General features: G+C 61.7%; 12 protein-coding genes. 6 read left to right on the plus strand and 6 right to left on the minus strand.

The window, feature by feature from the left end:
• The first annotated feature begins 188 nt into the window (after positions 1 to 188).
• From FH08_RS0137440 to FH08_RS0137460, 5 genes are read left to right on the plus strand one after another with little or no spacing between them, the layout of a single operon-like run.
• On the plus strand, positions 189 to 1,865 hold the full coding sequence (locus tag FH08_RS0137440; RefSeq protein ID WP_035568337.1) for an ABC transporter substrate-binding protein: 1,677 nt from the start codon (positions 189 to 191) through the stop codon (positions 1,863 to 1,865).
• A complete protein-coding gene (locus tag FH08_RS0137445) occupies positions 1,862 to 2,809 on the plus strand; it encodes an ABC transporter permease (protein ID WP_031363250.1) in 948 nt (315 codons plus the stop codon). The genes FH08_RS0137440 and FH08_RS0137445 overlap by 4 nt, the downstream gene beginning before the upstream one ends.
• 26 nt (positions 2,810 to 2,835) lie before the next feature.
• On the plus strand, positions 2,836 to 3,744 hold the full coding sequence (locus FH08_RS0137450) for an ABC transporter permease (RefSeq protein ID WP_081889696.1): 909 nt from the start codon (positions 2,836 to 2,838) through the stop codon (positions 3,742 to 3,744).
• Between the two features lie 50 nt (positions 3,745 to 3,794).
• Positions 3,795 to 5,534: a dipeptide ABC transporter ATP-binding protein gene (locus FH08_RS0137455; RefSeq protein ID WP_051888820.1), complete on the plus strand. Its 1,740-nt coding sequence runs from the start codon at positions 3,795 to 3,797 to the stop codon at positions 5,532 to 5,534.
• On the plus strand, positions 5,531 to 6,925 hold the full coding sequence (locus tag FH08_RS0137460) for an LLM class flavin-dependent oxidoreductase (RefSeq protein WP_051888821.1): 1,395 nt from the start codon (positions 5,531 to 5,533) through the stop codon (positions 6,923 to 6,925). Before FH08_RS0137455 ends, FH08_RS0137460 begins: the two co-directional genes overlap by 4 nt.
• Before the next feature lie 24 nt (positions 6,926 to 6,949).
• Here the strand turns inward: FH08_RS0137460 and FH08_RS0137465 are convergent, their stop codons facing one another.
• The 6 genes from FH08_RS0137465 to FH08_RS0137490 form a co-directional block, all read right to left on the minus strand.
• Positions 6,950 to 7,942, minus strand: a complete 993-nt coding sequence (locus tag FH08_RS0137465; RefSeq protein WP_031363254.1) for an ABC transporter permease — start codon at positions 7,940 to 7,942, stop codon at positions 6,950 to 6,952.
• 10 nt (positions 7,943 to 7,952) lie between these two features.
• Positions 7,953 to 8,888, minus strand: coding sequence for an ABC transporter permease (locus FH08_RS0137470; protein WP_031363255.1), 936 nt, complete (start codon positions 8,886 to 8,888; stop codon positions 7,953 to 7,955).
• Positions 8,881 to 10,533, minus strand: coding sequence for a dipeptide ABC transporter ATP-binding protein (locus FH08_RS0137475; protein ID WP_051888822.1), 1,653 nt, complete (start codon positions 10,531 to 10,533; stop codon positions 8,881 to 8,883). The genes FH08_RS0137470 and FH08_RS0137475 overlap by 8 nt, the downstream gene beginning before the upstream one ends.
• Positions 10,534 to 10,549: 16 nt before the next feature.
• A complete protein-coding gene (locus tag FH08_RS0137480; RefSeq protein WP_200878842.1) occupies positions 10,550 to 12,313 on the minus strand; it encodes an ABC transporter substrate-binding protein in 1,764 nt (587 codons plus the stop codon).
• Between the two features lie 74 nt (positions 12,314 to 12,387).
• Positions 12,388 to 13,602 carry a GNAT family N-acetyltransferase gene (locus FH08_RS0137485; RefSeq protein WP_031363258.1) on the minus strand — a complete coding sequence of 405 codons (1,215 nt, stop codon included), beginning with the start codon at positions 13,600 to 13,602 and terminating at the stop codon, positions 12,388 to 12,390.
• Positions 13,603 to 13,711: 109 nt separating this feature from the next.
• Positions 13,712 to 15,070: an LLM class flavin-dependent oxidoreductase gene (locus FH08_RS0137490; protein WP_235210626.1), complete on the minus strand. Its 1,359-nt coding sequence runs from the start codon at positions 15,068 to 15,070 to the stop codon at positions 13,712 to 13,714.
• Positions 15,071 to 15,466: 396 nt separating this feature from the next.
• Here FH08_RS0137490 and FH08_RS0137495 point away from each other — a divergent pair, with 396 nt between their 5' ends.
• On the plus strand, positions 15,467 to 16,696 hold the full coding sequence (locus FH08_RS0137495) for an acyl-CoA dehydrogenase family protein (protein WP_031363260.1): 1,230 nt from the start codon (positions 15,467 to 15,469) through the stop codon (positions 16,694 to 16,696).
• Positions 16,697 to 16,706: the final 10 nt, after the last annotated feature.

The raw sequence follows: 16,706 nt of genomic DNA on the forward strand, positions 1-16,706 counted from the left end.
TCTGGCCGGATTTGCGCACCATTAGCGTCATATCTTTCGCACGAATCGTTCGTTGCGATACGCCCCCTTGCGCCGTAGGGTTTACGTTTATCGTCCGTCGCGCAGTGTTGCGTTGACGGAACCGCCTTTCAAGCAGACACCGGCCCGGCGTGTCCGCGCTTCATCCAGAAACTCGAAGGAATCAGCAGATGACAGATAGTGGTTCGAAGGATTCGCCGCCGCTGAAAGAAAAGCAGAATTCAACCGGACGTCGCAAATTCATTGTTGGCGGCGCGTTACTGGGTGCCGGCGCAATCGGCTATGGGCTGATCAATAAGTACGGCACGCCAGGCAACGGTAGTCCGGCTGCCCTCACACCCACTGCATCGGGCGGTACACCTCGTATTGGCGGAACACTCGTCGTTGGGGAGTATCAGGAGCCGACGGTCTATGATCCCAATCATCAATACTCGTGGGAAACGTATCGGGTCGACCGGCATATCTACGAGTCGCTGGTAGGCGAGGATCTCAGCCGGCCTTCCGCGGACGGACCGCCGCCGCTGATTCCGGCGTTGGCTGAAAGCTGGCAGGTCAGCGACGACGCAACCACGTTCACGTTCAAGCTGCGCCATGGCGTGAAGTTCCATGACGGCACTCCGTTCGACGCGCGCGCAGTGGATTTCAATGTGCGTCGCTTCCACGACAAAAGCTTCGAGTACTACGACGTCAAGGCCAACGCCTTTATGAAAGCGGTCTACGGCGACTTGAAGTCTTTCGACGTGGTCGACGACTACACCGTGCGCTACGTGTTCAACAAGCCGTTCCGCGACTTCCCGCGCATGTTGCCGCAAGGCAATTACGTCTCGGGAATCTTCAGTCCCGAGACCCTGAAGACTTGGGGCCAGGACGGTCTTGCCGAACATGCTGCGGGTACAGGACCGTTCAAGCTGGTCACGCGGGTCCACGGGGAAAAGACCGAACTCGCGCGCAACGAACAGTACTGGGGACCGCGTCCCTACGTCGACAAAATTGTATTCCGGCCCATCACGGACGACTCCACCCGTCTCGCTGCACTCCAGGCCGGCGAGATCGACATCCTTACCCGCACGCCTGCCGACGCGGTTCAACCGCTGTCATCGAGTGGCTATGCCGTGCCGGAGAGCACCGGTGCGGGGCTGCTTTATCTTGGCTGGAACTTCAAGAACAAGTTCACGCAAGACGTGCGCGTCCGGCAAGCGATTATCCAGTCGATCGATCGCGAGGGGCTGGCCAAAACGCTGTTCAAGGGTCACGCCATTGCGGCGTACAGCATTCTTAACCCCGGTAACACGGCCTACGATCCCGCGCAGAAAGACTTCGCCTTCGATCCCGATGCAGCACGACGCTTGTTGAGCGAAGCGGGCTTCAAGGATGGCGACATCAGCTTCACCATTGCGACCGACGAGGCGAATCAGCCGTCCATCGAATGGATACAGCGCGATCTCGCCAAGGTCGGCATCAACGTGAAGATCCTCTCGCAGGAGTGGCTGACCTACACGTCCAATCTCCCCCACCTCTCCGACGACATCGCGCTCGCCAGCATGGAATGGGGCTTCGTCACGCCGCTATGGCTGCGTATCGTGTATCAGGGGTACGTGGTGGCGCGCGGTGGCAAGGATCTGCTTGGGGCCGAACTGGCGGCTGCGATCGACGTGGCCTCGGTTGAAGCCGACGAGACCCGGGCGATCCCGCTATGGAAGAGCGCCAATGGCTTGCTGCAGAAGCAAGCTGGCGTTGTGCCGCTGCTTACGTTCACCCGTTACTTTTCCACCAGCGCCAAGGTCAGGGGCTTCAACGCGCCCGCGCAGAACTGGTACGACCTGAGCCGCGTTTGGCTGGCAACATGACACGCACGATCATCAGTCGTCTGGCCCAGGCCATTCCGGTGTTCCTGACCATCTCGGTGCTGGTGTTCCTCTCGGCACATCTGTCCCCGGGCGACCCGATCTCGAACGCGCTCACGGGGCAAATGCCGCAATCGTCCATTGATGCCCTCCGGCATGAATATGGCTTCGACCGACCACTCGTTACGCAGTATTTCATCTGGCTGTCGCATCTGCTGAGCGGTCACTGGGGAAACTCCATCGTCCTCAAGGTACCGGTCATGAACGTACTCGGGCCCGCCTTCGTCAACACAGCAATCCTCACAGCCGCAGCAACGCTGATCTGCGTGGGGTTCGGTGTTGCGGTGGGCGTGGTGTCCGGTTTGAATCGAGGATCGAAAGGGGACTCGTTCTCCATGTTCGTGATTCAGGTCGGCCACAACATGCCGGTGTTTTGGCTCGGCCTTGTTCTGATGTGGCTGTTCGCGCTCAAGCTTCACTGGCTGCCGTCTTCCGGCATTGCTGACATGCGCGGCGACGGCGGCCTGCCTGACTTGCTGCGCCATCTCCTTCTGCCGGCGTTTTCGGCGGCACTCATTTCGATGCTGATTCTTGCCCGGCTTGTCAGGGCGAGTGTGATCGACATCGCAGGGGCGGACTACATCCGTACGTATCGATCGCTGGGATTTTCACGCGCCCACATTTTGCGGCGCCACATGGGACGCAATCTGCTTAGCCCGGTGATCAACGTGACCGGCCTGCAGATAGGTTATTTGCTGAGCGGCGTGATCCTGGTGGAAAACGTGTTCGCGTGGCCCGGCCTAGGCTCACAACTCTATGTGGCTGCAGCCGGCCGGGACTATCCAATGACACAAGCGGGCGTGATGCTGATCGCAGCATGTTTTGTGGGCGTGAATCTTCTTACCGACATCGCGCTCGACCTGCTCAATCCACGCCTGAGCGCTTAACGCAGCTCTCCCATAGGAACCCCTCGATGGCACAGTCAGAACTGGTTCGGGAAAAAGAACATGCCGAGGCCTGCAGCGCGTGCGAGCGGCTCGCGCCTTCACGCTTTAGCGAGGCCGCCACGCGACTGGCATCGAATGGACTGGCGTTTGGCGGCCTGCTCTTCATCCTGCTGGTCTTCGCTGTTTCAGCGGCTGCACCGTGGATCGCGCCCTATGACCCGAACGCCGCCGACCCGGTGCTGCGCCTTGGCGGCATCGGCACGCCCGGCCATCTGCTTGGTCTCGACGCTCAAGGGCGCGACATGCTGAGCCGTCTGATCTGGGGCGGCAGGACGTCGCTCGTCGTGGTGATTCCTGCGGTGCTCGGCGCGTGCCTGCTCAGCCTCCTGCTCGGCCTGTCTGCAGGCTACTCGCGCGGCCGTGCGAGCGCGATCGTGATGCGCTTCATCGACATCCTGTTCGCATTTCCCATGATCCTGTTTGCGATCAACCTCGCGACAACGTTCGGTCCGGGCATCTTTACAGTGACCGCGACCGTGCTGTTCTGCGCGCTGCCTTATGTCACGCGAGTGGTCTATGCAGAAGTACGGGCAGAGCGGGACAAGGAGTACGTGGAGGCTGCGCGTGCGCTCGGCGCTTCGTCCTTCGAGATTATCTCGCGGGAAATCCTGCCGAACGTGCTGACCTCGGTCGTGGTGTACGGCACCACGCTGATCGGCGGAATGATCGTGTTCCTCGCGGGCCTCAGCTTTCTCGGGCTTGGCGTACAGCCGCCTACCGCTGATTGGGGCCGCATGGTCGGCGAAGGCGCCCGGGTGATGCTGCTCGGTGGCGGTCATGTGGCAACCTTGCCCGCGCTGGTGATCGTCGCATTCGCACTGGCGTTCAACTGGTTCGGGGACGGTTTGCGCGATGTGCTTGATCCTCGCGATTGACGCCGCTTTTAACCACCTGCCTACTCATCAACGCCCTAGCGGAGCTCCATGTGCCACTGCTGAAGATTGAACAACTCAAGGTGGACTTCACTGGACGACGCGGCCTTGAAAGCGCCGTGCGCGGTGTCGACCTCAGTATTGAAGCCGGCGAAATCGTCGCGCTAGTCGGCGAATCCGGGTCGGGCAAGAGCGTCACGGCCGCGGCCGTTGCGGGATTGCTGCCGCGCGAAGCGAGCGTGCGCGGAACGGTTGGGTTCGAAGGCAACGCGTTACTGGGCAGGCCTGAAGCCGTGCTTGAACAGATCCGTGGCAACGGCATCGCGATGGTCTTTCAAAACCCGCTCAGTTCGCTCGATCCATCGTTCAGGGTCGGCGCGCAGCTTCAAGAGGTGGCGCGGCATCGTCGCGATATCGGTCAGGCCGAGGCACTCGAGCAAGCGGCAACGTGGCTCCAGCGCGTGGGTATCGCCGATACAAAACGGGTCTTGCACGCATGGCCGCATGAACTGAGCGGCGGGATGCGGCAGCGCGTGATGATCGCCATGGCGGCCATGGGTCAACCCCGCCTGCTGATTGCCGACGAACCGACTACCGCACTTGACGCCACGCTTCAGAAGGAAATCCTTGCGCTGCTGAAGAGCTTGAACCGTGAGTTCGGGATGGCCATTCTTATCATCACGCACGACTTCGGCGTGGTGTCGTACCTGAGCGACCGGGTTGCCGTGATGAAGGCTGGGCGGATTGTCGAACACGGGCCAACGGCGCAAGTGCTGACAGCGCCTCGCCATCCGTACACCGCAAAACTCATCGCGGCGGTGCCGGAACTGGGCTTGCGGCGCCTTGACCCATCGCCTGCGCGACGGCTCGGAGAAAGCAGTGGAAGCAACGCCTCAGCATCGACCGTTTCCAAGCAACGCACGTCTGAGCCGTTGCTGAAAGTCGAAGGCCTGTCGAAAACATTCGTTGTTGAAAAGTCGTGGTTGCGTTCGCGCGTGCGCACACTCGATGCCGTCAGCGACGTCAATTTCGAAGTCCGCCGCGGCGAGATCTTTGGCCTGATCGGTACCTCCGGTTCCGGCAAGTCGACACTGGCGCGGCTCGTTGCGCACCTGCTTGCATCGACCAGCGGCAGCGTGCATTTCGCGGGCGCTGACCTGGCACAGTTCGATGCCGCCGCACTGCGGCAGTTTCGCCAGCGTTTTCAGTTCGTGTTCCAGGACAGCACGTCGTCGCTCAATCCACGCCGCACGATCGGCGAACAACTCTGCGATCCGGCGTTGCGGCTTGGTGTAGCGCGCGACCAGCGTCACGCGTTCGAACTCGCCGTTGAGGCTGTCGAACGGGTCGGACTGCAAGCCGAGCATCTCCAGCGCTTTCCCCACGCGTTCTCGGGCGGTCAACGGCAGCGGATCGGGATTGCCCGGGCGCTGGTCGTGAAGCCCGAATTCATTGTGCTCGACGAGCCGACTTCCGCGCTCGATGTATCGATTCAGGCGGACATCCTCAACCTGCTGCTCGAACTTCGGCAGACGCTCGACCTGACCTATCTGTTCATTGGCCACAGCTTGCCGGTGATCGAATTCATGTGTGACCGCGTGGCGGTGATGGAGCGCGGCCGGATCATCGAGACCTTCGATGCCGCCGACCTCCATGCCAATGCCCTTGCGCCCTCCACCCGCGCGCTGATCGACGCCGTGCTGTCCTTGCCCGCGTTGCCGGGAGAACCGTCGGGTGAGCCCTCAGGCGCCGGGGCTTCCCAGCGTGCCGCTACCGCCGAACTCACGCCATGACGCGACGCCTGATCTACAACGCCTTCACGCACGTCACGCCCAATCACCACAGCCACGGCTACTGGCGTCACCCGGACGGCCGCATCCAGCTGGATTACAAGCGGCTGCAACCGTGGCTCGACCTTGCGCGCACGGTCGAGCGCGGCAAGTTCGATACGGTCTTCCTTGCAGATGTAGTGGGTGTCTACGATAAATTCCGCGGCAACGGCGACACCTCGATTCGCACAGCGATGCAGTTCCCGAGCCTCGACCCGGCCAGCCTTGTCTCCGCATTGGGCGCGGTAACCGAACACCTGGGCTTTGCGGTAACCAGCTCTGTCATCCAGGACCATCCCTTCGATTTCGCCCGCAAGATGTCCACGCTCGACCATATGACGGATGGGCGCGTGGCATGGAACATCGTCACGTCATACCTCGATAACGCCGCCCGCAACCACGGGCAAAGCGCGTTGACCGAACATGACGAACGCTACCGGTGGGCGGAGGAATATGCCGATGTCGCCTACAAGCTGTGGGAGGCAAGCTGGGAAGACGATGCGCTCGTGGCCGACCCCGGGCGAGGAGTGTTCGCCGATCCCGCCAAGGTGCACAAGATCCATCATCGCGGCCAGCGTTACTCGGTGGAGGGACCTCATCTCTCAGAGCCCTCGCCGCAGCGCACGCCGCTCCTCTTTCAGGCCGGGGGATCGGAAGCCGGGCGCTCGTTTGCTGCACGCCATGCAGAGGCCACGTTCATTGCCTCCCGCACGCCCGAAAGCGCCGCGCTGACAGCAGCCGACTTACGAGCACGTGCCCGGTCCTTCGGTCGGGCCGGGGACGAGCTCAAGATCATCGTCCCGCTTGCGCCGGTTATTGGTTCAACTGAAGCCGAAGCGCTCGCCCGCCGTCGCGAACTGAAAGAATGGCTCAGCGTGGAAGCCTTGCAGTCTTTCTGGAGCGGCGGACTTGGCGTTGACCTCTCGAACATCGATCCAGCACGGCCCATTTCAGAACTGCTACTGACGAACCACGTGCGCGGCAACGTGCGGGCTTTTATCGAGGCCGCGCCGGACCACGTCGTCACGTTCGGTGAGCTATTGCGCGAGACCGTGTCCGGCCGTTTTGCAGGAACACCAGAGCAGATAGCCGATGAAGTCCAGCGTTATGCCGACGCCGGTGTGGACGGATTCAACGTGGTGCCCGTAACGACTCTCGGCTGGTGGGGCGAATTCGTCGATCACGTGGTGCCCGTGCTGCAGAAGCGTGGTTTGATGCAAAAAGAATACGCGCCCGGGACTTTGCGCGACAAGATTCAGGGGCACGGGCCTTACTTGCCCGACCATCATCCGGCGCGCCAGACACGCTCGGCGGTTCGGCTGTTTTCTTCGAGCAACGCAGCAGCTGTATCCTGACCCTGCCGCCAACCGGTTCAGGGTTCAGACAGCACTCGCCGGATCACGCCAGCGTGTCACGAGATCGACCAGCAGCGTGCAGCCCACGAACGCGCTGGCGGCAAAGACCGTCGTGCCGATCACGACAGGAAAGTCGCCATCCAGCGCTGCGGTAATGGCGAGCCGCCCTACGCCATCAAGCCCAAACATCTGCTCGGTGACAATCGCACCGCCCATGATTACGGCCAGCTCCAGACCGCCCAGGGTGATCACTGGATTAAGCGCCGCCGGCAGTGCATGCCGGAGCAATACCCGCCACTCGGGCACACCTTTCGCGCGAGCGGTGCGCACGTAATCCGCACCTAGTACATTGAGCATGCTTGCACGCACGACGCGCTGAAACATGCCTACTTCCGCCACTGACAGCGTCAGCCACGGCAGCAGCAAATGGCGCGCCCATTGCAGTGGATCGTCCGTTAGCGCCACATAGCCGCTGCCCGGAAATACATTGATACTGTGCATCGAAAGCTGGAAGTAGAGAAAATACGACAGCAGCATGCCGCTCAAAAACGTCGGTACGGATAGCGCACCGTAAGCAAACCCCGACAACGTGTGATCGACCCATGAATCGGCGCGACGTGCCGCGAGTACGCCGAGCAGGATCGACGCGATGGCCGAAATCACGAGCGCTCCGAGCGAGACGGAAAGCGTCACCGGCACCTTCGACAAAATCAGATCCGTGACGCTTGCCTGATGCCGGAATGAATAGCCGAGCGCGGGCGGCCAGTGGGCTAGACCCATGGGCGCCCCCTGAATATCCGGTCCTCGATACAGGTAGTACCAAAGCTGCTCGTACCAGGGGGTATCGAGTCTTAGAGCATGCGCAACGGCGTCGATGGTTTGCTGGTCCGCGTTGCGCGGCGCCAGCATGACGGCGGGGTTCCGGTAGGCCAGCCGCGTGATGAAAAATGCGCTCACCAGCACGATGACAAGCGTGGACAGGGTGCGTGCGAACAGGCGGGGAAGAATTCGTATCATGGGTGTTGGATCAAAGCCGCTGCGGATCGAGGACGTTCCGAAGCCCCGAACTGATCGTATTGAAGCCGACTACCGTGATGAACAGCGCGATGCTCGGCCCCAGCAGGAACCACGGCTGGACCTGATACATCGACGAGCGCTGTGCGTCGGCAATCATGTTGCCCCAGCTTGCCGCAGGCGCCTGCACGCCGACCCCAAGAAACGACAAAGTCGCTTCGGCAATGATGTTGTTGGGCAGTTGCACCGCCCAGTACACCAGTACCGAAGGCGCCACGTTCGGCAGGATTTCCCTGAATACGATGCGCCTCCTGCTGGCGCCGGCCACCGCGGCCGCTTCAATGAATGGAAGATGACGCATGCTCAGCACCAGGCCGCGCGTAAGCCGTGCGAAATAGGTCCATGAAAAAAATGAAATGACAATGATGACCACAAGCATTGGGTTGATGAGACTCTGACCGTCCGCGCCACGATTGAAGGCAAGCAGACTGAGCGCGGTCACCACGAATGGAAAGGACAGTGCAACATCGATGCCCTGGGAGACGACCCTGTCCGTAGCCCCTCCAAAGAAGCCCGCGATCAGGCCGATCGTGGTGCCTATCAGCATGGCCAGCGTAGTCGATGGAATGGCAATGAGCAGGGAAATACGCGCACCGTACAGCGTTCGTACGAGAACATCGCGGCCGTTGTCGTCGGCACCTAGAGGAAAAGCGGCGCTCGGGCCAACCGGCAAGCCGGTCTCGGAGAGGGCTACGTCGCGGAACTGCTGCGTGGGTCCATGTCCCAGCCACGCACTCACCCATGGCGCACCCAGTGCGGCAACAAGCACCAGAAACACCAGCACGATGCCGATGCGTACGGACGGCTCGCGCCGCAGGGCTCCTGCCAGCCCCGTACGAATGACGGGTGCCTGTATGGACGATGGTGCAAACAATGCGGGATCAGACATCGGTCTCCTCCGGGGCGAATTCGGTCAGATTGATCGGGGAGCGCATGCGGCCCGGAATGGCCGCAACCAGCTTCTTTGTGTAGGGATGCTGCGGGTTCGCGAGCACCGACCTGGCAGGCCCCGCTTCTACCACTCGCCCGCCTTCGAGCACGAGAACGCGATCGCACAGCTCACTGACGACGCCCAGATCGTGCGAGATAAAAAGAAACGACACACGCTCGGTAGCGCGAATCGAACGCAACAGTTCAACGATCTTTCGCTGGGTAGAACTGTCTAGTGCCGAAACCGGTTCATCGGCTACCACCACGCGTGGCTGCAGGGCAATCGCACGGCCGATGGCAACGCGCTGGCGCTGACCACCCGAAAGATGGACAGGAAACCGGTCCAGCAGTTCGGCCGGTAGCGCGACTCGCTGCATGAGCTCGGCAACGCGCTGCGCGATCGCGCCCGCATCGAGCCGCGTGTTGTTGATGAACGGCTCGCTCAGGATCGTGCGGACGCGTTGCCGCGGATTGAGCGTCCCATAGGGATCCTGAAAGATCACCTGGATTGCCGAACGCAAGCCTGGCGAGATCTTCAACGGCCCTGTTCCAGGTACGGAGTAGCGCTCGCTCGCCAGCGTCACCGAGCCCGAATCCGGGCGGTCGAGCGCCGCTACAATGCGACCGATCGTTGACTTGCCCGATCCTGACTCTCCCACAAGACCGAGGATCTCCCCTTCATGGAGTTCGAAGGAAACATCGTGGAGAACCGGGGCCGAGCGCTTCGCGAACCATCCCGATTGCCGGAACGAACGGGTGATGCCGTCCACGATCAGCAGCGGCGCGACCGTTGACACCTGTTGGGGCGACATTGAGACCGGCGCCGGACCATGCCGGGATGCGGCAAGCAACTCCCGCGTATAGACATGGGCGGGCGCATTCTGCACTTGTGCGGCCGGTCCGCTCTCAACCACCACACCGTGCCGCATCACGGCAATGTCATCGGCAATATCGGATACAACCGCGAGATCGTGGCTGACGAACACCAGCGCCGTACCGTGGCGCTGCTGCAAGCGCCTGAGCAAGCGCAGGATAGATGCTTGCACGGTGACGTCGAGCGCGGTAGTGGGCTCATCGGCAATGATGACCGCCGGGTTCATCGCTATGGCGATCGCGATCATCACGCGCTGACGCATGCCGCCCGAGAACTGATGCGGATAATCATGCACACGCCGGGCAGGCTCCTTGATGCCAACCTCTTCGAGCAGTTCGATCACGCGTGTCCGCAATGCGGCCTTGCCCGTACGCTGGTGCACGCTGATGGCTTCCGCAATCTGCCGACCCACTGTCTTCAGCGGATGCAGGTTGCTCGACGGATCCTGAAACACATAGCCGATTCCAACGCCACGCAGCGCGCGTAACCGGCTGGCCGACAGACCCAGGATCTCGCGGTGCTCGCACAACACGCTGCCCTGCACCGACGCTCCGGGTGGCAAAAGGCCCGTCGCCGCGAGCAGTGCGACGCTCTTTCCCGAACCCGACTCGCCGACGATTGCCAACGTACGACCCGCGTCCACCGCGAACGACACGCCATGCACGACCTCGCTTCGACGCACACCAACGCCGAAGCTCACGACCAGATCCCTGACCTCGAATGCCGCCATGATGATCGCCGGGACGTTACTGACGCACTGCGATATTCGTGATGTCCGCCTGGACCGCAAGGGACGACCACACCCAGTTCGTCAGCCGGTCCGACGTGATCGCGACGCGGCGTTTCTCGAACAGCGGAATCCACGGCAAGTCAGCCGATACCACCTTGTCGGCTTCTGCCCAGATGGGTTCCGGATTGTCGGAGGGGAACGCTTTTGCCGCGAGGCCATTCAGCACCGGATTGCTGTAGCAGATCGCATAGTTGTTACCCTTGCCGCAGGGCGAAGCGTCGGAATCCAGCCAGCCGCCCAGCAGCATGCGTGTGCTCGGGCCCTGCCAGTCGGGTGCGAACTGCGCCAGCGCAATGTCATAACGGCTCTTGGAATCCTGCAGGTAAGCAAGGAACTGCGTGGGCGGGATCGGGATCAGGTTCAGCTTGATGCCTGATGCCGCGAGGTCCTCTTTCAAGGTCACCGCAATGGTCGAAAACTGTGCGTTGGACCGGTAAGCCAGATCAAACGTAATACCGTCCGGGTATCCCGCCTGCGCAAGAAGCTGTTTCGCCTTCACCGGGTCGCCGCGGCTGCCCGCGGTTGAATAAGGATCGAGCGGTCGATGGCCGAGCGTCGTCGACGTGATGATCTGGCCCAACGGCACCGCCGCAATCGACCCGCCTTGCGCCTGCACGATGTGCGCCTTGTTCACTGCATAGGCCAGCGCCTGACGCGTTGCCAGTTTGCGCAACGCGGCGGCCCCCGGACTCACGGCTTCCGGCCGCGCATTGATCACGATGAAGTTAGCCGCCCCGCTATTTGACGCACGCAGATAAAGGCTCTTCTGCGCCTCAAAGCGGCGGATCGTGGCGAGCGGCGGCACATCCAGATAGAGCGACAGGTCCGCATCGCCGGCCTGGATTTTCTGCACGACGGCGTCTTCGCTATTGGTCGTGAAGTCGAGCACGATCTGATCGACATAGGCTTTGCGGGCCGGATCAAGCGCGTGATTGTAGTTCGGGACTTTCTTCAGCACGAGCTTCTGCCCGCTGACATACGAGTCGACGGTGTACGGACCGCTCGAAGGAAAGTTCTTGCGGAACTCCTGCGAGTCGGGGAAATAACGCGACGCCACCTCTTCCGGCAGCGGGGTCACGAAGTTCATCGAGAGGATGTTGAGAAAATCGTAGTTGCGCGTGTCCGAGCGCAGGACCAGCGTGTGGTCGTCGGGCGCGGATACGCCCGCGATCTCATGGGTATCGATGAACTTGCGGCTTGCCGCGAGATCGCCCGAAGGCACCTTCGCGAAGTCCTTGCAGTAGCCCGCAAAACCCGCGAATGCGAGATTGAAATAGTTGACCGCAGCGACCTGCTTGTTCGGATCGCAGAAGCGCTTGATCGCGTAGACGAAATCCCGGGCGACGATCGGCCGGTTCGTCGGCCCTGAATACGTCACGCCCTCACGCAGATGGAACGTAAAAGTCTTGCCGTCCGGGCTCACATCCCAGGATTGCGCGAGGTCGGGAACCAGCTTGGTGTCGTCCTTCAGGTTGGTCGCCGAACCCGGGTACGTGACGAGTTGGCGCGTCACGGCGCGCAGGACTTCCCACGAATCGGTGCTGTAACCGGTCAGCGGATCGAACGCGTCGATATCCGGTTGCAGCGACGCCAGGCGCAACGTCCCGCCCGGCTTCGGCGTACTGTCAGCGTCAGCCGCGATTGCGACAGCCGAACTTGTCAAAGCAGCAATGAGCAAGGGCAGAAGAACCCGGTTGGCACCGGGGAGAGGTAATGTCATTTGCATTCTCATTCAGGAGGATATTGATTCGGTTTCTGCGCTCGCTACGAGCGCATGAGGCGATCTGGATCTGCTCAGAAATGCGTGCCGCAAAACGGCGCGGCATCGGTAGAAAAGAGCTGATCGAGCGCGGTCACCGCACTGGCTGAACGCGCTTGCGCGCGACCCGATTGCACCAGTTGCCACCACCGCGTCCCGCCAAGGTAGGCGGCGGCCAGCGCTGCGACATCGGCCGTCACGTCCGGCGTCGCGTCACTTGGCACGACCCCGTTCGAGGTGATCTGAAAGCGCCCATTGTTTTGCGCAAGCAGCGGGTCCGTCACATCGATGACTACGCTCGCGTCGTCTGAATAGCGCCGCGCGTTCAGTGCGATGCGGGTATCGACAATGCGAAGCCAGGTTTCATCGCGCAGATCCGTTGCCTTCGCATGCCGGTAGTCCTCGAGCAGCCATGGCAACAGGTCATCTGTCGGGCGAGCCGTCAGCACGATCCTATGCACCAGGTCGAGCGACAGCACATGCGCGATCAGCGCGGCATACGTTTCAGGCGACGCCGCGACGAGATCGTCGACCACGATCGTTCGTTGCCGTTCCGCAAACCAGTTGGCGCTCGGGACCGCGTGATAACGGACGTAACCTTCTTCCCCGTGAACGGCAACATGGGAAGGCGTAAGTGCGCCCTGCTGACGCAGTTCCTGCAGACGCCACCAGTACGCGCCTCGGTCGATCGCCCCTGCTCGCTCGGGCAAGAGCGAGCGATACAGCACGGGCATGCGACGCCAGGCGTCATCCGTGTCGATGAGTTGCACCGAACCACGCGCCACGTCGACGTGCATACGCGCATTGACCGCGTCTACTTCGATAGTCGCCGCCGAGCTCGCCACCGCGTAGCCGAACCGGCCATAGATGCTTGCGGATGCCGCGCGCAGCGACGCCAAGGCCTCGCCGCGCTTGGCGGCGTCTTCCAGTTGCCGGACCAGCAACGCCTTCGCCACGCCCCGGCGCGTGTGCCCGGGAAGCACACCGACATGCGTGACGGCCGCGTGCGGCACGCGCTCGCCTCCCGGCACGGCGATCGTGCCAGCGTACGAATCCGTGGTCCCGATCAGGCGATCGTCTTCGAATGCGCCATAGGTACGCCCCGCGTCGTTCAGCCGGTTCAGTTCCACTGCCTGATCGCGCGGCAGCATCGGCAATCCGATCATCGCCGTGCGGAATACTTTCATTGCCGCAAGCAGCGCTTCGTCTCCGTTCAGGCCGCGCACATGCAGCGCGCTTTGAAATGTCATCTCCGCAGTTCCTTTCTCGCAAATGCAAGAATGCTGGCAAACCATCCTGTCCTGATCGTCATTGCCCGGTGCTCCGCGTCGCTGGTAGAAAAGGTTTGATGGATGGAGCTCATTGGCGCGCGTCGTCGAGACGCTGCCGGCTTGCAGGATGATCGGCGGGAATGCGTGCGGAGTCGCTCTCGAACAGCCTTTCGCGCAGGGTCGCGTCGCGGCGTTCACGCAGGCGCCCGCGGCGATCGAGTTCCGGCACCGCGTAACGCACGAAGTCGGCGAAACTGCCGGGGCTCAGGATATGGATCAGGTTGATACCGTCGGTATCGGTTGCTTCGAGCCAGCGCTCAATCCCGTCCGCGACTGTCACGGGTCCGCCGACGATTGTCTTGCTGCGCCCGAAACCTTCTGCCGGCGCGAGCGCTTCGCGTAGCGTCCACTGGCGGCCACCGGCAGGATCGTCGAACATGCGCAGCAACGATCGGTTCGAGTCCGTGTCCTGGTACTTCAACGGCCCATCGAGTGGCTGGCTTGAAAAATCGATACCGGTACTTGCCGAATAGTGGGCAATGGCGCCTTCGACGTTAAAGAACGAGCGGTACTCGAGCAGCTTGTCCTGCGCCGCACGATCGCTCTCGTCAACAATCACGGCGACACCGCTGATGAACTTGATCGCATCAGGACTACGGCCGTAGCTGAACGCTGCTGCCTTGATCTGGGCGACGTTGCGACGGATGCCCGCCGCATCCGCCCCGGCGACGAACACCACTTCCGCATGTTTGCCGGCGAACTGCTGACCGCGCGGCGAACCTCCGGCCTGGAACAGAACGGGCACACGCTGAGGGCTCGGCGCCGACAAATGCGCACCCGGGACGTTGAAGTATTTACCGTGATGACCAATGGCGCGCACTTTCGCCGGATCGGTATAGAGCCCTTCGGGAAACTGCGCGCTGCCGAAGTCCCGAACCACGGCGCCGTCCTGCCACGAGTGCTCCCACAGCTTGTAGACGACATCGAGAAACTCGTCGGCAATCTCATAGCGCTCGTCGTGCGGCACCTGACGCTCGAGGCCGAGATTGCGTGCAGCGCTGTCCAGTTGCGAGGTCACGACATTCCACGCAATCCGGCCCTTCGTCAGGTGGTCGAGGGTGGTGAACTTGCGCGCCAGCAGATACGGTTGTTCGTAGGTTGTCGACACCGTGACGCCAAAGCCGAGATGCCGGGTAGCCGCGGCCATTGCCGAAACCAGGAGCAATGGGTCATTGACGGGCGATTGAGTACCGGTGCGCAGCGATGCATCCGCGCTGCCGCCGTGGACGTCGAGAAGACCGAGCGCATCGGCAATGAACAGGTTGTCGAAACGGCCCTCCTCTAGCAGCTTTGCGAGCTCGATCCAGTAGTCGATATCGGTATAGCGATACGCCTGATCGTCGGGATGACGCCAAAGTCCGTAGTTGAGATGCGAGACGGTGTTCATGGTGAACCCGCTCAAGATGATTGGTTTGCTGGACACGTTCGCGAAGAGGAATAGGACTATTACGGCGGAACGACTCGATCTCATTCACTGAGTCGTTCAATGAGTCGTTCAATGAGCTGAAGCGTTTTTTATCCTAGCATCGGCGTTGTCGAAAATTTGGAGTACGGATATAGCAATTTATTCGATTCAATCCTGGGAACAGGGTCTATCTAAATCGCGGTGACGCAACTATTTTTATGAGCAGCCTTGCATGGAGCAATGAGCATTAAAAGTGCGACCTCGACACCGTCCGTCCCGCAGACATCCTGATTTGCAAATCATCAATCGATGGTGGCGCGCTCATCCAGCGCGTCGCCATAATCGCTGAACGCAATGGTTCATAAAAGGAGGCGGTGGATGTCAAACGTTCTAAGCGAAGTCGACGCGTTACCGGTTTCGCGGCCTGCTCAGGCGAAAGAAGCCCTGAGAACCCGCGCCCCTTTACTCAGCGAAGCGTTGCTCACGCGCATCGGCGAACGCGCCGCCGGCTATGACAGCGAGAACCGCTTCTTCACCGAAGACCTCGACGACCTGCAGCGCGCCGGATTTCTCCACGCCGCCGTGCCTGTTGCACTGGGTGGGCTCGGCCTCACGCTACCCGAGTTGTTGCGTGAACAGGTCCGCCTCGCTTATCGCGCGCCGGCGACCGCCCTCGCGTTGAACATGCATCAATACTGGATCGGTGCGGCACTTCATCTGTTACGCAAGGGCGATACCTCCGCGCAATGGATACTCGAAGAAGCCGGCGCCGGCAAAGTCTTCGCGGCCGGCCACGGCGAGCCCGGCAATGACCTGGGCCTGGCTCATTCATTCGTCAAGGCGACGCCGCTACCCGACGGGAGTTATCGTTTCGATGGCCGCAAGGTCTTGACCTCGCTTGCACCGGCATGGGACTGGCTCGGCGTGCATGGCCGGGATGACTCCGATCCGGCGCATCCGAAGATAGTGCATGCATTTATCCGGCGTGAATCGCCGGGGCATCGTACGGTCCAGACCTGGGACGCGCTGGGGTTGCGCGCCACGCGCAGCGACGATACCTATCTTGAAGGAGCCATTGCGGCGCCGGAACACGTGACGCGTGTGCTGCCCGCCGGCATCCCCAACGACCCGTTCGTGGATGGCATCCTGGGCGCTGTGCTGCCGGGGCTCGGTGCGGTGTACTACGGCATCGCCAAGCGTGCGTTCGATCTGGCCATCGGCGCGGCACGCAGCCGCACATCGGCGGCGCTGCAAGGGCAGACCTACGCGCATAAGCCGTTCACGCAAGCTGCCGTGGCGGAAGCCGCGATCGAACTCGACAGTATCGAAGCGTTGAACGAGCGCGTGGCGGCGCAATGGTGGGAAGGGTATGCCGAGGATGAGCCGTGGATCGCTAAATTGCTGGCAGCAAAACAGCATGCCGTGGACGGCGCGCTGCGGGTGGTGAACCTGTCGCTGCGCATAGCGGGCGCCGCGTCTTTGTCGCGCCGCAATGAACTCGAACGCTTGTATCGCGATGTACGCGCCGGGGCATTTCATCCGCCAAATGCTGACGCCTCGCATGAGGTCATCGGCCAGGCATATCTCGGCGTGCTCGGCGAGGCATGAGAAAGCGGCC

Origin of the sequence: Caballeronia sordidicola, assembly GCF_000729995.1 — a bacterium.
Lineage (GTDB): Bacteria > Pseudomonadota > Gammaproteobacteria > Burkholderiales > Burkholderiaceae > Caballeronia > Caballeronia sordidicola_A.